Source organism: Pueribacillus sp. YX66 (assembly GCF_041725775.1).
In the GTDB taxonomy this organism is placed as follows: Bacteria; Bacillota; Bacilli; order Bacillales; family UBA6769; genus Pueribacillus.
This window is the reverse complement of sequence record NZ_JBEUEL010000005.1, coordinates 62210-86798: the sequence shown is the minus strand read 5'-3', so window position 1 is coordinate 86798 and position 24589 is coordinate 62210. Positions and strand designations below refer to the sequence as shown.

Below are 24589 nucleotides of genomic sequence, written 5' to 3'. Positions count from 1 at the left end.
TTCATTTTCTTGTTCATAAAAATTCTTTACTGAGATACAAAATCCTGCAAATCAAAAGACTTATTTTAAATAAGTCTATTTTCTAATTCGTCGATTAATTCTTCAAGATGAAATAAATTATTGTCAATGGTAATCGCTTTTTTAAAACACGTTTTGGCTTCTTGAACTTTTCCTTCTTCAAGTAAGAAAAAACCATAACGCTCGAGAAATTCACTGTTATCCTTTAAAAATGGATAGGACGCTTTGAAATAGTCATTCGCTTTTTCGAAGTTTTCTATTTGTTCATAAGCCTCCGCTAGTTCCCAATCTAACATCGGATCTGTATCTTCATGACGTTCTTTCAGTTTATGAATGTGTTTAATTACGTCATCGTAACGTCCTTCTTCTTTTAAGTAATCGATGTATAGCTGTGTAGCTTTAATTGAAGGACTATTTAAAGCGAAGCTTTCTTTCAAGTATTGTTCAGCTTCATGTTTTTTATCTGTATTCATGAGTAATTTGCTTAACAAAAAGTATATTTCTTCGTTTTGTTCATCGTGTTCTAAACCACGTTTTAATGTATCAATGGCCTTTTTCGTATTTCCGATTTCAGTATAAGCATTTGCCAGTAATGGATAGAGCGTACTATATTGAGGATCAAGTGATTGTAATTTAGTTAAAACCTCAATCGTTGTATTATAATGTCCAGCTTTGTATGCAGTATATCCGAAACGAAATAATCCGTCTAAATTAGTTTCTGATTGTAGCCCTTTTTGAAAGTAGGGAATTGCTTTTTCAAACTGACCTAGCATACTTAACGTTTCTGCAAAATGTAAATAAACAGTTTCATCCGCAGTAAAGTTGTTGTCATTGAGTAACTTTTCATAATAAAGACCCGCTTTATAATAATTGCCTTGCGTTAAATAAAACTCAGCTAGCGCATACCAAATAATAGGCTCTCTTGGATTCATGTTGTTCGCTTCGAGTAGTTTATTTTCTGCGACTTCTTCTAGCCCTTGAGCTTGATAAAGATCAGCTAAAAGTAGCAGACCTCTTAAATAATAGTCGCTCTCTTGATCTATAGCATGTAACAACTCTAACGCTTCTAAATCATTACCTAATTCAATTAAACATTCGGCTGAAAATAAGATTAACTCCCCTTCTTCAGGATAGTTATTTAATAAGGTCTGAACCGTATCTAAAGCTTCATGCAAAAATCCGTAGTTTGCGTAAATTTGGGCAATGCTAAACAACAGCATTTCGTCATTCGTATTTTTTTTTAATTGTTTTAATGTCTTTAATCCTTCAGCCGTTTTTCCAATTTCGATTTTTCTTATCGCTTCTTCAAGAATCGTCATCACTTACCACTTCCAAATCGCCTTATTAATTTGTTTATTATAAAGAAATTAAAAATGAACGGCAAATGATTTGATTTTACAAAATAATACACGTGTAAAAAGCAAAAAAAGACCCTGAAACAAATACGTTTGATAACGCTTTCATTTCAGGGTAAAAATATGGATAGGAGTGGAGAGAAACCATTACAACACTTATTATACTCGATATTTTGAAAAATGCAAGATAATTTATTATACTTTTTATATTTACACAACTAGTTAATTTTTTTAAAAAAATCACACCGACAAAAAGTTAGTATTTTGCCGGTGTGATCAGTTTCTGAAAGTCATTAAAAAAGTGTGGATATGATATTCCGATGCACTCCTCATCTGTAATGACTGTTTCTTTTTCACAAATTAAACTAGCGATTGCAAGCATCATACCGATACGGTGGTCACCGAGACTATGTACAGTTCCGCCGAGAAGTTTTGTTTTACCCGTAATTTTCATTCCATCTTCCGTAGATTCGATCGCTGCTCCTAATTGCTTCAATTGTGTCACAATGGCATCGATGCGATTTGTTTCCTTCACTTTTAACTCTTCCGCATCTTTAATGACCATTTGTCCTTCTGCTTGTGTTGCAGCTAATGCTAAAATCGGAATTTCATCTATGAGACTCGGAATCATGTCACCGCTAATTTCAATATTTTTTAGATTTGATGATGTTACATGTAGATCAGCGACAGGCTCATCATTGAACATTCTTTCGTTAATGAAAGTGATGTTTGCTCCCATTAATTTCAGTGCATCAATAATACCCGAGCGTGTTCGGTTTATGCCGACGTCTTTCAAAACAATGTCGCTATTTTTTGTAATTAATGCAGCAACGATGAAAAAAGCCGCTGAAGAAATGTCAGATGGTACTTGAATGTGTGTCGCTTTTAATTTTTGTTTACCTTGTAAAGATACGGTCGTCTTATCTCGAGTTAATTTCACACCGAAAGCGGTGAGCATCCGTTCGGTATGGTCCCTCGATAAAGCTGGTTCTGTTACTGTCGTTAAGCCATCTGCTTGTAAACCTGCTAATAAAATAGCTGATTTTACTTGAGCACTTGCAACAGGTGAATGATAATGGATCCCACGCAAGTTTCCTCCTCTTACAGAAATCGGTGGATACGATCCGTCGTTTCGTCCGTCAATTTTTGCTCTCATTTTTTTTAATGGGATTGTAACTCGATCCATTGGACGTTTTGCAATTGATTCATCGCCAAGTAGTATGGAGTGAAACGGTGTTCCCGATAGTAATCCGAGAAGCAGACGGATTGTCGTTCCCGAATTTCCAACATTTAATACGTCTTCAGGCTCGTTTAATCCGTCTATACCTTTACCGATAATCGTTACATGGTCATCATTTTGTTCGATTGATACACCGAGTTTTTTAAAGCATTGAATTGTGTTTAAACAATCTTCTCCGAGAAGGAAGCCGCTGACAGTCGTTGTTCCTTCTGCAATCGATCCGAGCATAATCGCACGATGTGAAATAGATTTATCCCCAGGTACTTTCAGTTCTCCACGTATAGAGGTGTGGTGTGGGTTTAATGTGATCGTCAACGCAGTACCCTCCTGAAAAATATTTTAATCAAGAATGTAAGTTTCGTACCGATAATCTTCGAGCAATCGTTTCGCTTTTTCCCGTTCTGCTTCACTTCTGAAGCTTAATCGTAAAACACCAAGAATATCTTCTCGCGTTTCGATAATACGAATGTTAGTAATGCTTATATCTCTACCGCCTAAAATCCCTGTCACGTGAGCAATAACCCCTGGATAGTCTTCTACATCAACGAAAAGATCGTAAAATGATGGGATTGCCCCTTTTGAACGTTCCGGAAGTTTATCGCGATATTGTTTCGCATGTAAAAAATAATTATAAATCTCTTCACTGTCAGCCGCTTCAAGCATTTCCCTAACATTTTGCATTTCAAGCTCCCACTTGTCTAATAAAGCAAGGAGGATGTCTTTGTTATGCAATAAAATATCTCGCCACATCACAGGGCTAGACGATGCAATTCTCGTAATATCTCGAAAACCACCTGCAGCAAAACGTGAATAATTAAGTTCATCATCTTCTGATTTTGCTAACTGCTGAACGAGCGAAGCTGCAATAATATGAGGAAAATGACTAATCATTCCGACCAATTTATCATGCTGTGTAGGAGTCATTTCAATAAAAGTTGCCTTTGTACCTTCAAGCCAAGTTTTAAGCTCTTCAACATGTTTCTTATGACAATCTTTACTTGGCGTCAAAATGTAAAAAGCATTTTCAAACAAATGGGCTTTAGAGGCAGCAACCCCTGTTTTATGTGAACCCGCCATCGGATGACCACCGATAAATATTGCATTTTTATTTTGAAAAACAGCTGATCTTTTTACTATTGCTGTTTTCGTACTTCCGACATCTGTAATGATGACGTTTCTTTTTAATGGAAGTGAAGCTAATTCGTCCATGATGTTTTCAGTTTGAATGACTGGAATAGCAATAATAATAAGAGAGGCGTCTTTCACCCCGTCTTCAAGTGAAAAGATAGCCTCGTCAATAATGTTTAATGATTTTGCTAACTTGGCTTGGACATGATTAACGTCGTAGCCAATAATTGTTGCATCATGATTCTTTTTAATTGCTAGTGCAATGGAACCTCCAATTAATCCTAACCCTATAATGAGAACACGCCTATCAGTCATGCAATTAACTCCTTAATTCATCTCTCTTTTCTAACATTTCCGTTATACAATCAATAATCTCGGCATTTTCTTCTTTATTCCCTACCGTAATTCGGATTGCTGTTGGGAAGCCAAGGGGAATGCCAGATCTGACGATATATCCACGTTCTAATAAATATTGAAATACTTCATCCCCACTGCGCTCGAAGTCGATTAAAATAAAATTTGCTTGCGAGGGGTAATATTTTAAATTGTGTTCATCACAAAAAGAATAAAATTGTTGTAATCCTTCACGATTTTTTTCGCTGCATGTTTGAATAAATTGTTGATCATCTAACGCTGCAAGTGCAGCTGCTTGTGCGATAGTCGATGTATTAAAGGGTGGTCTTGCTGGATCAAGTAATTTAATGAACTCTTCATTTGCAACTCCGTATCCGATTCGTAATGATGCTAGACCGTACGCTTTTGAAAATGTGCGGAGCACCATTAAATTTGGAAATTGATTTAATAGTGAAATCGTGTCGGGATAATCAGGAGCAACCACATATTCATGATACGCTTCGTCGCTAACTACAAGTACATCTTCTGGAACTGCTTTTAAAAACGTTAGAAAACGATCTTTATCGATATAGTTTCCAGATGGATTGTTTGGATTACATACCCAAACGATTGCAGTGTTATCATCGATTTGTTTAAGCATTTCATCTAGATCGTGCTCTCCGTTGCTGAGCGGAACTTCACGAATTTCAGCACCTTCAATTAATGCATTATGTTTGTATTGGGAAAATGAAGGTTGAGCCATCACCGTATTTTTATTTGGGGATAAAAGCGCGCGACATAAAATGAGAATCACTTCATCAGAGCCATTCCCAAAAATAAGTTGTTCCTTGTTGACATTTAAGTGTTCAGCAACTTTTTGCCTAATTTCGTATGCATATCCATCGGGGTAAATGTGCATTTGATTAAGCTCTTTACGAATGGCCTCTTTTGCTTTTTCGGAACAACCGAAAGGATTTTCGTTTGAGGCAAGCTTGATCACTTTTTCTAATCCGAGCTCGCGTTTCACCTCATCGATCGGTTTACCCGGTTCATAAGGTTTAAGTGGAATTAATTGAGGCTTTACTTGCATGGTTCTACACTTCCTCTGTTATGTTGTTAAAGAATGTATAAATTGATAAATGTCAGATAACGCTTTTTGTCTTGTTTCTTCTTGAAGGAGTTCACGTTCCCTATTTTCGATTTCCTTCACGATTGCCCTACCGATAATCACACCATCACAATAATCTCGTAGTTGATTAATTTGTTCTTTGTTTGAAATCTCGAAACCGACAGCAACTGGGATCGTCGCATAAGACTTCACTTTATTTAAAAAAGTGTATGCGGAAGGATGAAAGTCATTACGTATTCCTGTAACACCTAAAGATGAAACACAATAAAGAAAGCCCTGTGCATTTTTAATTATTTGTTTTAAGCGTAATTCAGAAGTCGTTGGAGCAACGAGCGAAATATATGTGATTTTTTCTTCTTCACATGCTTTTCTTAAATCTGTGCTTTCTTCAAACGGTAAATCGGGAACGAGTAAACCATCGACATCATTTTCCTTCATTAACGCGAAAAAGCGTTCATGTCCTAATTGTAGCAAAAGATTATAATAAGTAAATATGACGACAGGGATTTGTAGACCTTTATTTCTCATTTTAGATACGAGTTTAATCGCTTTTTCTAACGTCATATTTTGTTTTAATGCTCGTGTAGCAGCGGATTGAATGACAGGACCATCAGCTAATGGATCGGAAAATGGAATTCCGAGCTCAATCACATTTTCTTCAGCTTTTTGTAATGTGAGTGCCATTTCGATTGTTGTTTCACAATTCGGATCACCAGCAACAATAAACGGAATAATAAATCTTGCTTATATAAGTTTTAAATCGATCTGTCATTATGTTTCTCCCCTAATTTTTCCATTAACGTATGCACGTCTTTGTCTCCTCTGCCTGATAAACATACAACAATACATTCGGTTTTGTCCATTTCTTTTGCGCGTTTAAATGCTTCAGCTAATGCGTGAGCCCTTTCAATTGCAGGAATAATCCCTTCTGTTCTAGATAAAAAAATTAGAGCATCCAGTGCTTCTTGATCTGTCGCATTCGTATATTCAACACGCCCTGTTTCGGCTAAATAAGCATGTTCAGGTCCAACACCAGGATAATCTAGTCCCGCTGAAATTGAATACGGCTCTTGAATTTGACCCATTTCGTTTTGAAGTAAGTATGTCATTGAACCAAGAATAACACCGAGTGTTCCTTTCGAAATTGTTGCTGCATGTTTCCCTGTTCCAACACCTTTTCCTGCTGCTTCAACTCCAATTAGCTGTACGTCTTCGTCGAGGAAAGAATGAAACATTCCGATGGCATTGCTGCCACCTCCGACACAAGCAATGACAACGTCGGGCAATTGCTTATATAAGTTGTTAAACTGTTTTTTTCGTTTCTTCTCCAATGCTCCGTTGGAATTCTCTCACCATCATTGGGTATGGATGAGGCCCAACAACAGAGCCGATTAAATAAAAAGTATCTTCGACATTAGATACCCAGTAACGAATGGCTTCGTTAGTTGCATCTTTTAAAGTTTTACTACCCGATGAGACAGGAATCACTTCTGCACCGAGCAATTGCATACGAAAGACATTTAACGCTTGACGTTTCATATCGTCTTCACCCATAAATACTTTACATTGTAGTCAGAAATGGGCTGCGATTGTCGCAGATGCAACACCGTGCTGTCCAGCTCCAGTTTCGGCAACGATTTTTCGTTTTCCCATTCGTTGCGCAAGCAAGGCTTGCCCGATTGCATTGTTAATTTTATGTGCCCCAGTATGATTTAAAACTTCTCGTTTTAAGTAAATTTTCGCTCCGCCTAATTGTTGTGAACATGTTTTAGCATACGTTAACGGGGTCGGTTTACTTAATAGTTTTGTAAAATTTCAGTGTATTCTTGAATAAACGTTTCATCAGTTAAAGCTGATGCTAAACTTTCTTCAAGCTCTTCAAGTGCTTCCATTAGCGTTTCTGGAACAAATTTTCCACCGAATCGCCCGAATTTATTTGGTACCGTAATTGTCATTTAATTTTACACGCTCCTGTAGTTCAATCATTTTCTGTTTATTTTTTTTTAGATTTGTCTCAATCCCACTTGCGAGATCGATTCCATCTGGTTGATACTTCATTAAATCACGTACATTCATCACATTTACCCCACCCGCAATGAAACACGGTTTTTGAAATGAATGAGCTTTCTTAATGTAACGGGGGACGAATGACCAGTCAAAAGCTTTTCCAGTTCCACCCCACGCCCTTTCGGATTTATTGTCTATTAAAAAAGCATCGATGCTCTGACCGAATTGTTCCATTCGGTCGAGAGCTCTATCATCATGGTGAATCACTTTCCATACGTCTACGTCGCAAACTTTTTTCAAACGTTCAGCAAACGCAGGGGTTTCAGTTCCATGGAGTTGAACGATATCTAAAGATGCAACCCGAACCGCTTGTTCAATAAATTCTACTGTGTTATTAACAAACACTCCAACAGTGCGTTGCTTTGAAGATTTATGCTCTACTTGTGCAAGCCACTGTTGCACTTCTTTGGGCTTTACTTGTCTTTTTGATTTAGCGAACACAAATCCGATATAATGAGCATCACTACTAGTGGTGTTTTTCACGTCTAATAATGAATGGTTTCCGCAAAATTTAATTTTCATTTTAAATTCATCCGCTCGCTTGAAAATAGCTGTTTAATACCAGCTTCTGGAGTAGACGCTTTCATTAACGCTTCCCCAACTAAAACTCCATGAGCACCAAGCTGTTTTACTGTATCAATATCTTCTCGAGAGTGTATCCCACTTTCACTAATAAATATTGATTCTTTCGGGATAAAATTTGCGACCGATTCAGTCATTTGTAATGTCGTGTTAAAGTTTGCTAAGTTACGGTTATTCACTCCGATGACAGCAGGTGTAAAAAATTCAAGGACTTGAAAAAGTTCTATCGCCTCATGGATTTCAACAAGGCAATCTAAACCCATGTCTATAGCGTACATGTAAAATTCATACGTTTTCTCAGCACCGAGTGCTTTTACGATTAATAAAATCGCATCTGCACCAATCACTTTACTTTCATCTATTTGTTTTTTATCGATAATAAAATCTTTTCTTAAAATCGGAAGGTTGACATTTTCTTTTACAACCATTAAATCGTCGATCGTTCCTTTAAAAAAAGTAGTATCTGTTAAAACGGAAATTGCATCTGCCCCTGCATTCTCGTATGCCTTTGCAACATTAACTGGATCCACGCTGTCATTAATTATTCCTTTTGATGGAGATGCTCGTTTTATTTCTGCGATAAGCGCAACAGAGTGATTTGGGTTTTTCAACGCGTTTACAAATGATCTGTTTTCATGTTTTCGTTTCACATTTGGAATCGTGAAGTTATTAACTTCTCTTTGTTTTTGAAGTAAAATTTTATTGAGCACGAAGTTGCACCTCCCCAGATGCTAATTCTTTTAATTTACGAAAAGCGTCTCCATTTTTTATAACTTTTCTTGCCTCATGAACGCCTTCAGCGATTGAATCTGTTACACCAACTGTATAAAGTGCTGCTCCTGCATTTAAAAGAACGATATTTAATGCCGATTCAGGGGCTTCACCTTTTAAAACTTGTAAAATTAATGTTGCACTTTCATCAATTGAAGATGCCTTTAATTCATCATTATTTCCGCGATTAAGTCCTACAAGTTCGGGACTAATTGTATAACGTGTAATCTTTCCATCATTTAATTCAACAATATCTGTAATTGATGAAATGGAACATTCGTCAAGTCCATCTCGTCCGGTTACGAGTAAAGCACGTTTTGTACCTAAACGGTGAAGAGCTTCAGCCATTTTTTCAGCGAGTACACTGCTGTATACACCGACTAATTGGTAATTGCTTCTCGCTGGATTTGTCATCGGTCCTAAAATATTAAATACAGTGCGAAAACCAATTTCCTTTCGTGGTGTTACGGCATGTTTCATAGAAGAATGGTAAAATGGCGCATATAAAAAACACATTTTATTTTCTTTTAATTTTTTCGATGCTTCTTCGGGAGTTGATTGGATAGGTACGCCCAGTTTTTCAAGCACATCAGCACTTCCGGATTTTGATGAAACAGACCGGTTTCCGTGTTTTGCGACTGGTATCCCTTTTGCTGCTAGCAAAAACGTTACAGCTGTTGAAATATTGAAAGTTGAAGATCCATCTCCACCCGTTCCACATGTATCAACGAGAAATTTTTCATTGTGATGAACAGGAGTTGCATGGTTCCTCATTGATCTAGCAAATCCTGTAATTTCATCAATTGTACTTTGGCGAAGTTCGATAATTGTCAGTAAACTAGCAATTTGACTCGGTGTCGCCTTTCCTGACATAATTTCGTCCATCAATAGTTGTGCTTCTTTCTCTGAAAATACTTTTCCGTTGAGCGCTTGTTGTAAAAAGTTTTTAAACATGATGAGTGACCCCCTTTTTATTAAATAATTGCTCCGCAATGCCAATTGCTTTTATTAACGCTTTCGCTTTATTTCTTGTTTCTTCCCATTCATGCTCAGGAATGGATTCAGCAACGACACCAGCACCGGCTTGTACGTAAGCTTTTTGATTTTTTATAAAAATGCTTCGGATCGTAATACAGGAATCAATATTCCCGTCAAAACCAATGTATCCGATTGCCCCGCCGTATAAGTTTCTTGCTACAGGCTCTACTTCTTTAATAATTTCCATTGCCCTTAGTTTAGGTGCACCGGATAACGTTCCTGCTGGGAAAGCTGAGATTAAAGCATCAATTGGCATTGAATACTCATGAAGTGTTCCCGTAACTTTTGAAATGATGTGCATAACGTGAGAAAAATACGCTATTTCCATTAATGAGTGAACGGATACTGTTCCCGGTTTGGCGACACGCGCGATCTCTTCTTTCGCTAAATTAACGAGCATCAAATGTTCTGCACGTTCTTTTTCATCGTGTAATAACTCTTCGGCAAGTCTTTTATCTTCTTCTATTGTGTCACCACGTCGCCTAGTTCCTGCAATCGGGTGTATTTCGATATGCTTTCCATTTACTTGGACGAGCTTTTCAGGTGAACTGCCGACGACTTCGAAATCATTAATTTTTAAATAAAATAAGTAAGGTGAAGGGTTAATAACACGGAGAACCCGATAAATATCTAATCCTGAAACGGTAATGTCTCTTTCGAAACGTTGAGATATTACAGCTTGTAAAATTTCATCATTGTGAATATATTTTTTAACTTTTAATACTGCATTGACAAATGCTTCTTTTGTAAAGTTCGTTTGTATTTCGTTGAAGCTTACTTCGTCTGACTGATTTGGCATTTGAAATAATGGAGTCGATACACCATCCTCTTCCAATAGAAGTTTCATAATGTTGCGAATGTTCTTTTTCGCGTTTTCGTATAATTTTTTAAAATTTTGATTGTTTGTATGTTTATTAATAAATACATGTGTTATGATCGTAATTTCTTTTAAATCGTGATCATAGGCGATGATCGTTTCACAAAATGAAAAGTGAAATCTCGGAACATTTAAGTCGTTATGAGGATGAAGAGTCATCGATTCTTCAAATTCAGAAATTCCTTCATAGCTCATGTAGCCTACACCACCGCCAGTAAATGGAAGTTGAATATGAATCGGCATTGGATTTAACTTTGATACCGTATGAAGTAACGCTTCACGAAAACGTTTTTCTTTCGTTATTACTTCACCATCTTTCGTTTGCGCAACAAAATGGTGGTCTTCTTCTTGTAATACGACGTACGGATTGATGCCGATAAAGGAGTATTTCGCCCATTGTGATGCTTGGTCTTTACTTTCTAAAATAAAACAGGCACTTTCTTTTAACTTTTGAAATATTTGAATGGGGGTCATCGTATCAAGGAAAAATCGTTCAAATACGGGAATCGTATTGAATTTATAGGTGGCTTTTAAAAAATCTTCGTAATTTGTAGACATTATTCTCACCTCGTTAATTGGTAGATGTGAGAATAAGTTGAGGGGAAAATAAGAAGATTAAAAATATGACAGTGCATAAATAAAAAACCTAAGGCAAAAGAAGGCCTTAGGGTTAATGATCAGATTATTCCCTCAGCTCTCCTCAACTCAACTCTCTCATCTCTAACTCAACTCATCTAACTTATCAATACTTTCTATGACAAGGATAAACGTTACATCGTTTGTTGTCAACGTGTGAATTCTGGACGTAACTGCTTTGCATCTTTTAAATAAATATGTTTAATTTCGGTTTGGTGTTTATCCGTATTAATGGTCATCATAATACGGATACACTTTTTAAGTGCATTCGGTACATCAATTTCAGTCGCGCACATTACGGGAACGTATGTCCAACCTTCAAATAAACGTAATGCTTTTGCAGGGAATGTCGCATTTAAATCAGGTGTTACAGTAATGATCACTTGGGCGACTTGTTCAGGTGTTATTTCATTTTCTTTAATCATTTCGGCAATGACTTCTTTTGTTGCTTCTAACATTTGTTTTTCTTCATTTGCTTCTGTCGTTATTGCTCCTCTAACTCCGCGAATCATCTGTTTTCATCTCCCTCTCGATTTCTTTTTTTAAATAGTGATAGAGGGTGCCTTCTTGAAATGGAACACTTTCAACCTTTCCGACTTCTTTAAGTAAAATCATCGTAATTAATCCCTGATGTGATTTTTTATCATTTTTCATTTTATTGATGAGCTGTTCGGCTGATAATGACGATGGGATAGAAGTCGTAAAACCAAGTGAATGAAACCATTTTTCCAATGGCTTTATATTTAAATGATTTTCATAATGTTTTTCGCTCAACTTCATGGCGAAGATCATGCCAATTATGATAGCTTCACCATGGCTAATCGTTCCGTAGCCAAGTTCTGCTTCAATTGCATGACCGAGCGTATGTCCAAAGTTTAAATATGACCGTATCCCTTTTTCTGTTTCATCTTCAGAAACAATTTCTGCTTTTACTTTGATGGCTCGTTTTAAAATTGAGATTAAATCACTCTGTTTTAACTGTTGGAGTGATTGGATCGACCGAATTTGCTCAAACAGTTGCTTATCCCAAATGAGTCCATGTTTAATCACTTCGGCAAATCCTGAGCGCCATTCAGTATCACTTAGTGATTGTAATGTTTCAACATCATAAATGACCGCATCAGGTTGATAAAAAGCGCCGATCATGTTTTTCCCGAGTGAGTGGTTAATCGCTACTTTCCCACCAACACTACTATCATGGGCAAGTAATGTTGTTGGAATTTGGATGAATGCAATGCCACGCATATATGTTGCAGCAACAAATCCAGCTAAATCTCCGATAACTCCACCGCCTAATGCGATAATACATGATTTGCGATCAAGTCCACATTCTAATGCTTTTGTTAAGCATTCATAATAGTAATCGATCGATTTTGCTTCTTCACCGTTTGGAACAATATGGGTAAATACATGTGAACCGTTTAACGTGTTGACTAGGTCAGTTAAGTAAAATTTTGCAACCATTTCATCGGTAATAATGAGATAACTTGAAAATGGTTTATTTAATGACTGAATCAGATCTTGTAACTTATGGCGAATTCCATTTCCGATAAATAGAGGATAATGCTTTGATTTTGTGTTAATTTGAATGGTTTCCATCATTAAAAAGTTCTCGCGTATTCGATATAGTCTTTATAGTTCTTTTCGATACCCGATAAACGTTCATCCCCAAATTTATCAAGAAATTCATTCGCTACTTCCCATGCAACGACTGATTCGGCAACGACACTTGCAGCGGGTACAGCACAACTGTCTGAACGTTCAATACTAGCTGTAAACGTTTCTTTTGTATCGATGTCTATACTTTCAAGAGGTTTATATAGGGTTGGAATAGGTTTCATAACCCCTTTAACAACGATTGGCATTCCGTTCGTCATGCCACCTTCAAAACCACCGAGCCGATTTGTACGCCTCGAATATCCATTTTGGTCATTCCAAATGATTTCATCATGAACTTGACTGCCAGGTGAATATGCAGCCCCAAATCCGATTCCAATTTCAACCCCTTTAAACGCATTAATGCTCATAATCGCTTGGGCAATTTTCCCGTCTAATTTTCGATCATAATGAACATGACTGCCTAAACCGATTGGTACACCGTCAACAATGACTTCTACAATCCCACCAATAGAGTCGCCGTTTTTTTTCGCGTCATCAATTGCTTCCATCATTTTCTTTTCTGCTTGTTTATCAAGGCAACGAACAGGGGATTGCTCAGATCGTTCCATTAAGTCTTGTAGTGATGAATATTCAATATCTTTTGCTTCGATTCCACCGATAACGCGAACATGTCCTGCCACTTGAATATTAAATACGGATAAAATCTTTTTAGCGACAGCACCGACAGCAACGCGAATTGTCGTTTCACGGGCTGATGAACGTTCCAAAATATTTCGCATATCTCGATGACCATATTTAATTGCTCCGTTTAAATCTGCATGACCCGGGCGAGGCCTCGTAATGACACGTCTCATTTTAGCTTTTTCCTCTTCTGTAATCGGCTCAGCACCCATAATTTTCGTCCAATGTTTCCAATCGTTGTTTTCAACGATTAGCGTTATCGGTGCCCCAGTCGTGAATCCGTGACGAACACCACTTTTTATTTGAACTTGGTCTTTTTCGATGATCATTCTTCGACCTCGACCGTACCCTTTTTGTCTTCTAGCAAGGTCATGATTAATATCTTCTACAGTAAGCGGTAAACCAGCTGGAACACCTTCAATGATCGCAGTTAGTTGGGGTCCATGTGATTCACCTGCTGTTAAAAAACGCATGACGTAACACTTCCTTTTTATCTACTTCAAACTCTTTAGTGCTTTTATGTACTAAATATACCATACTTTTTATGTAAACGGAGATGAAATTTTCCGATAGAAAAAAGTATCTTCTGTTGTAAATCCATAATTTTGCGGTTGGAAAATTTGTTCCGTGCTACCAACGAAAAGGATTCCATCTTTTTTTAGTGCGCGATTAAATTTACAATAGAGCCGTTGCTTTGCTTCTTCTGTAAAATAAATTAATACATTTCTACATACAATTAAATCGAACTCTTGATGATACGAAGATTGAAACAAATCTTGATCACGAAATTGAATGATCTTTTTTAAATTTTGATTGACTTCATATTCATTTGAATTTATTTTTGTAAAATTTTCGTTTTTTATTTGTGTAGGAACTTCCTTTAATGAATGTTCTGAATATCGTCCTATTTTTGCTTTCTCAATCACTTTTGCATCGATGTCTGTTGCTAAAATTGAGATCGAATGAAGCGGTAAGAAGTTTGCTAAAATGATTGCTAACGTATACGGTTCTTCTCCCGTTGAGCACGCAGCACTCCATACATTAATTTGTGATTTGTGCTCCAGTATGTTCGGTAATATTTTAGTTTCGAGAATTTCCCATCTTTTATAGTTACGAAAAAACTCTGAAACGTTAATCGTTACTCTATCTAGAAATTCAGACTGAAGCGTGAAATCGTTTTCCATTGCCGTATAAAGTTGATGAAATGAAGTATACCCTTTTCTCTCTCGAAATGAAGTTAGCCTTCTTTTCATTTGAGCTTCTTTATATAAGTCTAAATCGAGATGTAACAAAGATTTTATTTGCTGTATGAATTGATTGTAGTCCCCCATCTTTATTATTTCCTTTCAAATTAGTAAACAAGCCAACCTTGTAAGGCTGGCTTGTAAAGTTACAATGTTAAATCCATTTGTTCATCGTTTTATCATAATTTATAATTTCTTCGGTCTGGAAAAAAAGATTGATTTCTCTTTCAGCACTTTCTTGGCTATCTGACCCGTGAATAATATTCATTCCGACTTGAATTCCGTAATCACCGCGAATTGTCCCCGTATCAGCTTCTTGTGGATTTGTAGCGCCCATCATTTTTCTCGCAGTGGCAATAACATTTTCGCCTTGCCAAACCATAGCAAACACAGGACCAGAAGTGATAAAATCAACGAGTTCTCCAAAGAATGGGCGCTCTTTATGTTCACCGTAATGTTCTTCTGCTAATTCACGTGAAATATTCATTAGTTTCGCTCCACATAGTTGAAAGCCTTTTTTCTCAAAACGTGAAACGATGTCACCGATTAAGTTTCGTTGAACTCCATCGGGCTTTACCATTAAAAAAGTTTTCTCCATAGGAATCGCCTCGCTTTATCTTTTACTGTATACATTAAGTTGTAATATCGTCCTTATTGAACGTAAACCAAATATACTTTATCAAAATTTGTCGTTTAAAACAAATACGTATTAAAATTTACGATTTCCAATTGAATCTGCAATTTGTAAAAGTGAATCTCGCGCTGAACAAATCGGTAATTGCAAAAGTTCTTTTTTTGCTTTATTAAGATAGAGATTACTTAATGAAATTGACTTTTCAATGGCTCCTGAAGAACGGATCAACTGTAAAATTGTTTGTAATGATTTCTCTGTTATGTTTTCATCTTTAAAGCTTGAAACAATTTTTTCTTTTATTTTAGGAAAAGACATTGCATATAGGGTTGGAAGTGTTACGTTCCCTTGTTTTAAGTCTCCACCAGATGGTTTGCCAAGAGTTTTTTTTGTGCCGACAAAGTCTAAAATATCATCTGTAATTTGAAAAGACATTCCAACATAATATCCAAACCGTTCTAGATGTTTTTGATAATGAAGCGGAACGTTGCTTACGATTGCACCTAAGCGACAACTTGTTGCGATTAATAATGCTGTTTTCCGTTTAATTCTTCGCAAATATTGACGTAAATTTTGATTCCAATTAAATTGGTCTCGGATTTGTTCAATTTCACCGATGTTTAGCTCTTTTAACGTTTTTGATAAGATACTATGGACTTTTTGAGCATTTATTAACGTTATTCGCTCTATCGCTTGTGATAAAATATAATCACCTGTATACATAGCAGTTTGATTATTCCACTTCGCTTTAACTGTCGGCTTTCCTCTCCGAACATCTGCATCATCAATGACATCATCATGAACGAGGGATGCGGTATGAATTAATTCAAGTGCAATCGCAACCTCTTTAATTTTATTAAAATCGTAATCTCCGAATTTGGCTGCAAGCAAAACAAACACAGGACGAAGTCGTTTTCCCCCTGCTCGTAATAGTTGCTGAGAGGCTTGCAGTAAAACAGGTTGGTCTGTTTGTACTGCCCGTTCCATCTCGTCTTCAATTGTTGATAAATCTGCTCGCAATGAAGCATAAATTGTATTCAAATTCATGTTATCCACCTTAGGTATTAATCTTTTGGCTTATATCCAAGATGCATCGCAGCGACACCACCAGAATATTTTTTTACTTGTACGTCTTGAAGACCAGCCTTTTCAAACAAGCGAGCTAATTCATCACTACCTGGAAAATCTTTTGCAGACTCTTGAAGCCATGAATATTCTTGATAGCTTTTTGCAAATAGCTTTCCAAGTATAGGCATAATAAATCGAAAATAAAAATAGTAGGCTTGTTTAAATATAGGAATAGTTGGTTGGGATGTTTCAAGGCACACGATCATCCCGCCTGGTTTAACGACTCTGCTCATTTCTTTTAATACTTGCAGATAATCTGGGACATTTCGAAGTCCGAAGCCAATCGTAACATAATCAAACGTATGATCATCAAAAGGGAGATCCATCGCATTACCATGTACAAGCTTAACATTTTTCAAGTTTAAATTGTTAACTTTTTCTTGCCCTATTTTAAGCATGTTTTTACTAAAATCTAAACCGTGAACGTATCCGCTTTTACTGACTGCTTCAGACAGCATGATTGTCCAATCTGCAGTTCCGCAACAAACGTCTAAAGCGGTCGCTCCTTCTTTTACATTCATTCGTTTCATTGTGTCTTTACGCCATGCAACGTGTCTTTTAAAGCTAATAACGGAATTCATGTAATCATATTTGTTTGAAATTCTCTCAAAGACACGATGTACACGTTGTTCTTTTGAGGTCACGGTAATCTACCCTTCTTCCGAAAAATTGCTCAATTTATTTAATAATTCTGTTTGATTGTTAAAAATTAAGGTGACCACGTTATTTCCATGGTCAGCTAACAATGTTTCAAGCTTACGATGGGTTTTAAACAAGACAGATTTAATAATTTGACTTGTTTGTTCGTACATTGATTCGGATAATAAATGAATTTTTTGAGAACGTTTAATTTGATTGAGATGACGTCCAAATAAATGAGTCCAAATTGAATGTTTGCCGTTCTCTTCTAACCTTTTTTCATGAATGATCCGTTTTAGTAACAACAATTGCTTTACCTCATCAGAAATCTCTTTACCAATCGTTGCAATAGAAAATTGGTTTATAATGTTGCTTTCAATTTTCTTTTGAATCGATATAAGCTCATCAGTATTTATATTTTCACCATAAAGAAAGAGCGTTTTTAATTCATTTATTTCTTTAATTCCATCGGCTAGTAAACGAATAAGTAGTTGTTTATTAACTGCAGTTAATCGCTCATAATAGAGGCTGCTATAGTAATCTCCAGCTAACACGGTTAATTGCCGAGATTTATGATCATTCGTTATTAGATCGATATATAAGATTCGTTCATGGATATCGATCGCAGTTTGAACGAGCATTGTACTTATAATCATTTCTTTCCGTGTATGTTTATTTGATTCATCTGTAATCGAACATAAAAGTAGCAGCTTTTCATCATCAATAATCGGTGGTTCAATGTGTTTAAATATGTACGGATGATATAGCGCTTGCTGGATTGCGTCCTTTAATTCAGCTGCTTCTAAATAAAGTTCGTTACTGTTCATTAGAAATCCCCTAATCTATATGAAAAAGTGAAAAATAACTGAATATATGAATGTATTATAGCACATAAAAAAAGAAAAGCAGGTGTCATGCCTCTAATTAACTGCTTTCGTTTTGACACCTTGGTTTAATCTTCTGTATCAATGATGCCATGGCTCGTTTGAATGACTGCTTTTCCTCGAACCTTGACTGCTGATGTATGCTCAGTAAATTGAGCGATCATCACTTCACCTTTATCTAGTTTTTCAGAATGATGAAAGCGTGTGTCTGTACCTCTCGTTAGCCCAATGACATTCACACCATTTTCTTTTGCTTTAATCACAAAAAAGTCTTGGCTACTCACCGCCATACACCTCATTATCTATTGTTAATTAAATTTAACACTTCTGTTCTTGCAGCAGCATCTTCTTCAAAAACTCCTCTAACAGCTGAAGTAACCGTTATCGAGCCCGGTTTTTTAATTCCCCGCATCGTCATACACATATGTTCTGCTTCAACGACAACCATTACGCCGTGTGGTGTAAGTGTTTCAACGATGGAATTTGCGATTGTAGATGTAATTCTTTCTTGTAATTGCGGTCTTCTAGCAACACTTTCTACAGCACGAGCAAGCTTGCTTAGCCCGGTAACTTTTCCACCTTTCGGAATGTACGCAACATGAGCTTCTCCGAAAAATGGTACGAGATGGTGTTCACACATCGAATAAAACGGAATATTTTTTACTAAAACCAATTCTTCATGATCTTCTCCAAAAATCGTTTGGAAATATTCTTTAGGGTCTTGGTTTATCCCTTGAAAAATTTCTTCATACATCCTTGCAACACGTTTAGGAGTATCTGCTAGTCCTTCTCGTAAAGGATCTTCTCCGATTGCTTCTAGTAACATTTCTACTGCACGTTCTATTTTTTCGCTATCAAATTGCGTCAATCTTCATTCCTCCATTCAAAGGAATTTTAGCATAGCTATACCCTAAACGTAAAGAAAACTTACCAATTCACGAAAATAAATGCAAAAAATAAAAAAAGAGTCGACTATCGACTCTTTTTTGCCCTATGTATGTCGTTTATTTTACAGCTTCCTTTAGGGCTTTACCTGGTCTAAATGCTGGCACCTTACTTGCAGCAATATCGATTTCTTCACCAGTTTGAGGATTTCTACCTTTTCGAGCAGCGCGTTCACGCACTTCGAAGTTTCCAAAACCAATGAGTTGAACTTTTTGACCTTGACGTAATGAGTCCGTGATCGAATCAAAAACAGCTTCGACTGCTTTTGTTGCATCTTTTTTAGATAATTCTGTAGCTTCCGCAACAGAATTAATTAAGTCTGTTTTGTTCATTCCTATTCACCTCCTCTCAAAATTTGTGATACTACTTTCTTTAACAGAAATCTAGACTTTTATACTTTGCTAAGCAGTATCAACGGTTGACACCGCTTATATTAAATGAATACAGCAATAAATTCAATATTTTTCTAGGAAATATTATAAATTTTCTAGAAAAGCCCTCTTTTTTAGTCATTTTTCGACAAAAAGTGTTAAAAATTATAAGGACAGACTTTAAAAGAAGTGAAAATCTATCCTTTCTTAAAAAAATAAAAAAGGTGATATATATTGTACTATATCACCTCTTAGAACGTTATAAAATGATTGCAATTAATCCACCAGAGCCCTCATTTATAATTCGTTCAAGTGTTTCTTTTAATTTGTAGCGAGCATTTTCAGGCATTAAAGATAATTTTGCTTGAATTCCTTCTCTAACGATTGAGTTAAGTGAGCGGCCAAAAATATCAGAGTTCCAAATTGAAAGCGGGTCCTCCTCAAAGTCTTGCATTAAATAGCGTACAAGTTCTTCACTTTGCTTTTCTGTCCCGATAATCGGAGCAAATTCAGATTGTACGTCTACTTTAATCATATGAATGGAAGGTGCGACAGCTTTCAGTCTTACACCAAATCGAGAGCCTTGCCGTATAATTTCTGGCTCGTCTAAACTCATATCATTCAGCGTTGGTGCTGCAATTCCATAACCTGTTTGCTTTACCATTTTTAGTGCATCTGCAACTTGATCATATTCGGATTTAGCGTGGGCAAACTCTTGCATGAGCTGCAATAGGTGATCTTTTCCGCGAATTTCAACACCGACGACTTCTTTTAAAATGTCATCATACAAATCATCTGGTGCATATAAGTCAATTTCAGCAATTCCTTGACCCATTTCAATTCCAGCTAGTTTTGCGTCATCAATAAATTCAAACTCCGTGAATTGGTTGACGACACGATCAACATCTCGTAATCTTTTAATATCTTTAACAGTTTCACGTACGACTTCTTCGTAGCTTCCTCGCAACCAATGTCCTTCTTTAAGGACCATAACCCAACTTGGCAAATTAACGTTTACTTCTAAGACTGGGAATTCAAAAAGGACTTCTTTTAATACGAGATTGATATCTTGTTCGGTCATGTTTTCTACACTCATGGCAAGAATAGGAATGTCATATTTTTCCATCATTTCTTTTTTTAATGCTGTCGTTTCAGGATGATGAGGATGTGCTGAATTAATAATGACGATAAACGGTTTCCCAACTTCCTTTAGTTCCGTTATGACCCTTTCTTCAGATTCAATGTATTCTTCTCTAGGCAATTCACCAATCGAACCATCTGTTGTAACGACAACACCTAATGTTGAATGCTCTTGTATAACTTTTCTCGTACCGATCTCAGATGCCTCTTGGAAGGGAATTGGCTCATCATACCAAGGAGTATTAATCATTCTTGGACCTGACTCATCTTCATATCCTTTTGCACTCGGGACAGCGTAACCTACACAATCGACTAATCGAACATTTACCTCTAGCCCTTCATCAACTGTAATTGAAACAGCATTGTTTGGAACAAATTTCGGCTCTGTTGTCATAATTGTCCGACCAGCAGCACTTTGTGGTAGTTCGTCTTGAGCCCTAATTTTGTCAGCTTCGTTTTCAATATTTGGTAAGACAACCAACTCCATAAATTTTTTTATAAATGTTGACTTGCCTGTTCGTACAGGACCGACGATGCCTAAATAAATATCACCTCCTGTTCGTTCTGCAATATCTTTAAAGATATCCACTTTTTCCATTTCATCCCCTCCGAATACAATATAGTTGGGACAGAATCTAAAAATTCACGTTAATTTTTGATCAGACCTGCTACGTACATTATCAATCTATGATGTTGTCCAAAAGTTATGACACGATAAAAATGAAGCGGCAGATTTATTTTGTTAATTTGATCAAAAAACTTCCCTTTTTATACTTTTATTATAAAAAGGGAAGTTTCATACCAAAAAATGTCTTTAATCTGACAGAAAAGTCGGCATTCCGTCTACAACAGTATAAGGAACAGAAAAGACAGGAACAAAATGTGAATGATATACGATAAGATCACGAATATCTTCTTGTCCTTCTTCAAAATCATATATATCCCCATACCCTTGTAAAAGTTGATATAGATCTTGAGAATAGTCAACAAATATTTCACCTTGCCCATTCACGATAAACGGCAAATGGTTTCCAGTGATTGGGCTTTTAACTTGTGGAGTTGTTTCTATCCCCAGTGCTTCATGATTTAGTTGAAATAAATGTTTGTCAATCACTTTGCCGAATGGAATGTATTTGTTTTCACGTTTGTATTGATTAATTTGAAATTGATAATCACGAATCGCTTCGACGATGCGTAAGTCGATTAATTTTACTGTTGGATTTTCTTCTACGTTAACAAGTACATATTGAAACACTCCACCATTTTCATAAGCATTTCCTGGAGGTTCTTGTATGTAACGAGGAAGAAGTTTGTTAAAATCAATCGGATACTTTTGATATATTGGTGTATCTTGATCACGATTCATAATTGGCAAAACTTGATGATCGTTCAAATATTGATCGACGGCATTTTGAACGGATTGTAACTGATCTTCGTATGGAATTTGATTTTGCGCTTTCCTATCTTCGGGATAGAGACAACCTGTTAAAAAAATGATTAAAAAGAAGCTAACACATAAATAAAATTTATTTTTCATGATTTTGAAGCCTCTATTCATTCGACTATTCTGGCACTGGGCCACTAAAAACAACGATAAACATAATAAAACCAGCAACTATCATACATAAATATGCGAATGTGGACACGATAATTTTTAAAACACCTTTTAATTTATCACGACTTAGCAATATTGTAATGACTGCAACAAACATCAATGCGATTGCAACAAAAGAGACCCACATTTTCATTAAGCCTGGTGACATCTTAATGCCTCCTTTTATTATCCTTTCACATTATAGCATAAAGCAAAACTTCGATCAGTGGAAATTCATAACCGACTGATGGTTAGAAAGGTTTATTACGTAATGAGCGACTCGTTAGCCTCCAGTTTGTGATTTGACTATTAAGCGCGCTCTTACGGCCGGTTGCCACGTGATAAAAACTTTTGGTGAATAAAGAAGAAATAAGAGCTATTCTTCAATTTGAAGAATAGCTCACATCGATTTGTATTAGGTGTGTTAAGGCTGAAGTAAAGGGGCTTTTTTCTTCAGCTAGATGACCAAATCGTTTCAAACGAAAACAGCTTTTATCTGTCTTACGGTAATAGTCTATGTTATTCGCGAAAGATCTGAATCGTTGATTCGCCTATAATAGATGAAATTTATTTTTTTTTAATCATATTTGTCAATTGAGATAAATCAGCAGGCATATTATTGTTTAAAATCGCTTGCACAATTTTATTTTCTTTTTCCTTAGAAACAGGAACGTTAGCGAGTCTAGACACATCGGCGATCAAGTTTCGCAAAGTACGTTCATCTTTTAAATCTGCCTTGCTAACTGAATTGGCTAATTTTAAAATATCTTCTTTTTTTACATTTGTTCTTTTTTCAATGTTATCAAACAAATTTTGACTCAATGAGCATCCTCCTCCCAGTTGCAGTTACAACTAGTTTATGCGGGAGGACAAAGTTTGTGATTTACTTTTTTTCTTTAGGTATTAACATGGCGGTTAAGTCTTCAACTTCATGTGTACGTTTTCTTTGCATCAAATCATCAACAGCTTGTTTCGCATTTTTATTTTTAAATAAAACGCTGTATAATTCTACTGTTATCGGCATATCAACAGCATACTTTTGCGATAATTGGTATGCAGCCATTGTCGTCCTAACGCCTTCTACAGCCATTCCCATATTGTCTAATACGTCTTGCAGAGTCTTGCCTTGGCCTAAAGCATAACCGGCTCGCCAGTTTCTACTATGTTTACTTGTGCATGTAACGATGAGGTCGCCAACCCCTGTTAAGCCAGAAAAAGTTAAAGGATTCGCACCCATCGCTTTTCCTAGTCGAGTAATCTCGGCAAGCCCTCGCGTAATTAATGCAGCTCGTGTATTATCACCATACCCGAGACCATTACATATACCGACGCCAAGAGCAATAATATTTTTTAATGCTCCTCCAAGTTCAACGCCAATAATATCTTTATTTGTATAGACACGAAAGTAATCATTAATAAATAAATCTTGAGCAGCTTCACAAGCTTGTTTGTCGATCGATGATACAGTTACTGTAGTCGGTTGTCTTAAGCTTACTTCTTCAGCATGACTTGGACCAGACAAAACAGCAATTGACTTTAACCATTGTTTATCAATTTCTTCTTCTATGATTTCAGAAATTCGCTTTAAACTATCTGGTTCGATTCCTTTACTAGCATGGATGATGGAGACAGGTTGAGTCAACTGTTTATTTAATGTTTTCAAAACTTCCCGCATCGATTTTGTCGGTGTAACGAGTACAATTATATTTGAACCGTCTACGACATCAGCCATTGTTGAATTTGCTAGTATGTTACTTGGAAGGACGATGTTAGGCAAATATTTTTCGTTCGTGCGGTTATAATTAATTTCGTGTGCATGTTCTGAACGTCTCGTCCAAATTTTAACTTGAAAACCGTTATCTGCTAATACGAGTGCTAACGCCGTTCCCCAGCTCCCCGCACCAAGAAGGGCGATATGGCTCATGAATTATTCACTTCCTCAATTTTACTCTTTTCGCCTATTTTATTTTCATTTCCTTGAATTAATTTTTTAATGTTGACACGGTGTTGCCATATTGATAACAACGTAAAGATAAGAGCACTGTAAAAAAATGAGATTGGGTATTGGTCAAAAAATAATATAAAAATTGGAGTTAATAAAGTAAAAACGAGTGAACCTAAAGATACATATCTAGTTAAAAAGATCAGAATAATTGCCCCGACGCCAGCTAAGAGCGCTGGATAAGGAACTAACACTAGCAATACGCCAATTGTAGTTGCAATTCCTTTTCCGCCACGAAAGCCAAAAAAGATTGGCCAATTATGACCGATGATTGCAAATAGGCCGGCTAAAAAAGGGACCCACTCTTCTCCTCCGAGTAATGAACTAATCATTACAGCAACGATCCCTTTAGCGATGTCTAATAGTAGTACGGCAATAGCCGGACCTTTACCTAGAACGCGAAGTGTATTTGTAGCACCAGCATTTCCGCTTCCATATTTTCGTATATCTACTTTTTTTATGTACTTCCCCAATAAATAGCTAAAACTTATCGATCCGAGTAAATACCCGATGATAATCGAAAAAACAATGTTCAT

General features: G+C 36.4%; 26 protein-coding genes and 1 pseudogene. All 27 read right to left on the bottom strand.

What is annotated here, in order from left to right:
• Window positions 1-65: 65 nt before the first annotated feature.
• The 27 genes and pseudogenes from ABU914_RS03785 to plsY all read right to left on the bottom strand — a co-directional run bounded on the left by ABU914_RS03785 (window position 66) and on the right by plsY (window position 24589).
• Window positions 66-1337, bottom strand: coding sequence for a tetratricopeptide repeat protein (locus ABU914_RS03785; RefSeq protein WP_379668425.1), 1272 nt, complete (start codon window positions 1335-1337; stop codon window positions 66-68).
• A 292-nt stretch (window positions 1338-1629) separates the two neighbouring features.
• On the bottom strand, window positions 1630-2928 hold the full coding sequence (aroA, locus tag ABU914_RS03780) for a 3-phosphoshikimate 1-carboxyvinyltransferase (protein WP_379668424.1): 1299 nt from the start codon (window positions 2926-2928) through the stop codon (window positions 1630-1632).
• Window positions 2929-2952: 24 nt separating this feature from the next.
• A complete protein-coding gene (locus ABU914_RS03775) occupies window positions 2953-4056 on the bottom strand; it encodes a prephenate dehydrogenase (protein ID WP_379668423.1) in 1104 nt (367 codons plus the stop codon).
• A 4-nt stretch (window positions 4057-4060) separates the two neighbouring features.
• On the bottom strand, window positions 4061-5164 hold the full coding sequence (gene hisC, locus ABU914_RS03770) for a histidinol-phosphate transaminase (protein WP_379668422.1): 1104 nt from the start codon (window positions 5162-5164) through the stop codon (window positions 4061-4063).
• An 18-nt stretch (window positions 5165-5182) separates the two neighbouring features.
• Window positions 5183-5938, bottom strand: a complete 756-nt coding sequence (gene trpA / locus ABU914_RS03765; protein ID WP_379668469.1) for a tryptophan synthase subunit alpha — start codon at window positions 5936-5938, stop codon at window positions 5183-5185.
• A 20-nt stretch (window positions 5939-5958) separates the two neighbouring features.
• Window positions 5959-7158 (bottom strand): annotated as a pseudogene (trpB, locus tag ABU914_RS03760) (tryptophan synthase subunit beta).
• Window positions 7136-7792 (bottom strand): phosphoribosylanthranilate isomerase, encoded by a 657-nt coding sequence (locus ABU914_RS03755; RefSeq protein ID WP_379668421.1) that lies wholly within the window; start codon window positions 7790-7792, stop codon window positions 7136-7138. The pseudogene trpB and the gene ABU914_RS03755 overlap by 23 nt, the downstream one beginning before the upstream one ends.
• Window positions 7789-8562 (bottom strand): indole-3-glycerol phosphate synthase TrpC, encoded by a 774-nt coding sequence (gene trpC, locus ABU914_RS03750; protein ID WP_379668420.1) that lies wholly within the window; start codon window positions 8560-8562, stop codon window positions 7789-7791. Before trpC ends, ABU914_RS03755 begins: the two co-directional genes overlap by 4 nt.
• Window positions 8552-9577: an anthranilate phosphoribosyltransferase gene (gene trpD, locus ABU914_RS03745; RefSeq protein ID WP_379668419.1), complete on the bottom strand. Its 1026-nt coding sequence runs from the start codon at window positions 9575-9577 to the stop codon at window positions 8552-8554. The genes trpC and trpD overlap by 11 nt, the downstream gene beginning before the upstream one ends.
• Window positions 9570-11096: an anthranilate synthase component I gene (gene trpE, locus ABU914_RS03740; protein ID WP_379668418.1), complete on the bottom strand. Its 1527-nt coding sequence runs from the start codon at window positions 11094-11096 to the stop codon at window positions 9570-9572. The genes trpD and trpE overlap by 8 nt, the downstream gene beginning before the upstream one ends.
• Before the next feature lie 227 nt (window positions 11097-11323).
• Window positions 11324-11686, bottom strand: coding sequence for a chorismate mutase (gene aroH / locus ABU914_RS03735; protein WP_379668417.1), 363 nt, complete (start codon window positions 11684-11686; stop codon window positions 11324-11326).
• Entirely contained in the window at window positions 11670-12773 is a 1104-nt protein-coding gene (gene aroB, locus ABU914_RS03730; protein ID WP_379668468.1) for a 3-dehydroquinate synthase, read from the bottom strand. Before aroB ends, aroH begins: the two co-directional genes overlap by 17 nt.
• Window positions 12774-12775: 2 nt before the next feature.
• Window positions 12776-13948 carry a chorismate synthase gene (gene aroC / locus ABU914_RS03725; RefSeq protein ID WP_379668416.1) on the bottom strand — a complete coding sequence of 391 codons (1173 nt, stop codon included), beginning with the start codon at window positions 13946-13948 and terminating at the stop codon, window positions 12776-12778.
• A gap of 69 nt (window positions 13949-14017) precedes the next feature.
• The gene (locus tag ABU914_RS03720) at window positions 14018-14806 is read right to left on the bottom strand and encodes a CheR family methyltransferase (RefSeq protein WP_379668415.1); all 789 of its coding nucleotides are present in this window, start codon (window positions 14804-14806) and stop codon (window positions 14018-14020) included.
• A gap of 67 nt (window positions 14807-14873) precedes the next feature.
• Entirely contained in the window at window positions 14874-15317 is a 444-nt protein-coding gene (ndk, locus tag ABU914_RS03715; protein WP_379668414.1) for a nucleoside-diphosphate kinase, read from the bottom strand.
• Window positions 15318-15428: 111 nt separating this feature from the next.
• Entirely contained in the window at window positions 15429-16397 is a 969-nt protein-coding gene (hepT, locus tag ABU914_RS03710; protein WP_379668413.1) for a heptaprenyl diphosphate synthase component II, read from the bottom strand.
• A 17-nt stretch (window positions 16398-16414) separates the two neighbouring features.
• Window positions 16415-17122 (bottom strand): demethylmenaquinone methyltransferase, encoded by a 708-nt coding sequence (locus tag ABU914_RS03705; protein WP_379668412.1) that lies wholly within the window; start codon window positions 17120-17122, stop codon window positions 16415-16417.
• A gap of 6 nt (window positions 17123-17128) precedes the next feature.
• Window positions 17129-17944, bottom strand: a complete 816-nt coding sequence (locus tag ABU914_RS03700; RefSeq protein ID WP_379668411.1) for a heptaprenyl diphosphate synthase component 1 — start codon at window positions 17942-17944, stop codon at window positions 17129-17131.
• Between the two features lie 125 nt (window positions 17945-18069).
• Window positions 18070-18291: a trp RNA-binding attenuation protein MtrB gene (mtrB, locus tag ABU914_RS03695; protein WP_379668410.1), complete on the bottom strand. Its 222-nt coding sequence runs from the start codon at window positions 18289-18291 to the stop codon at window positions 18070-18072.
• Window positions 18292-18299: 8 nt separating this feature from the next.
• Entirely contained in the window at window positions 18300-18869 is a 570-nt protein-coding gene (gene folE, locus ABU914_RS03690) for a GTP cyclohydrolase I FolE (RefSeq protein WP_379668409.1), read from the bottom strand.
• A gap of 136 nt (window positions 18870-19005) precedes the next feature.
• A complete protein-coding gene (locus ABU914_RS03685) occupies window positions 19006-19278 on the bottom strand; it encodes an HU family DNA-binding protein (RefSeq protein ID WP_379668408.1) in 273 nt (90 codons plus the stop codon).
• Between the two features lie 298 nt (window positions 19279-19576).
• Complete coding sequence (gene spoIVA / locus ABU914_RS03680) at window positions 19577-21055, bottom strand: stage IV sporulation protein A (RefSeq protein ID WP_379668407.1); 1479 nt, start codon at window positions 21053-21055, stop codon at window positions 19577-19579.
• A 216-nt stretch (window positions 21056-21271) separates the two neighbouring features.
• Complete coding sequence (locus tag ABU914_RS03675; protein WP_379668406.1) at window positions 21272-21994, bottom strand: hypothetical protein; 723 nt, start codon at window positions 21992-21994, stop codon at window positions 21272-21274.
• Between the two features lie 25 nt (window positions 21995-22019).
• Entirely contained in the window at window positions 22020-22220 is a 201-nt protein-coding gene (locus ABU914_RS03670) for a DUF2768 domain-containing protein (protein WP_379668405.1), read from the bottom strand.
• Between the two features lie 398 nt (window positions 22221-22618).
• Window positions 22619-22873 (bottom strand): stage VI sporulation protein F, encoded by a 255-nt coding sequence (locus ABU914_RS03665; RefSeq protein ID WP_379668404.1) that lies wholly within the window; start codon window positions 22871-22873, stop codon window positions 22619-22621.
• Window positions 22874-22934: 61 nt separating this feature from the next.
• Window positions 22935-23975, bottom strand: a complete 1041-nt coding sequence (locus ABU914_RS03660) for an NAD(P)H-dependent glycerol-3-phosphate dehydrogenase (protein ID WP_379668403.1) — start codon at window positions 23973-23975, stop codon at window positions 22935-22937.
• The gene (plsY, locus tag ABU914_RS03655; protein WP_379668402.1) at window positions 23972-24589 is read right to left on the bottom strand and encodes a glycerol-3-phosphate 1-O-acyltransferase PlsY; all 618 of its coding nucleotides are present in this window, start codon (window positions 24587-24589) and stop codon (window positions 23972-23974) included. The genes ABU914_RS03660 and plsY overlap by 4 nt, the downstream gene beginning before the upstream one ends.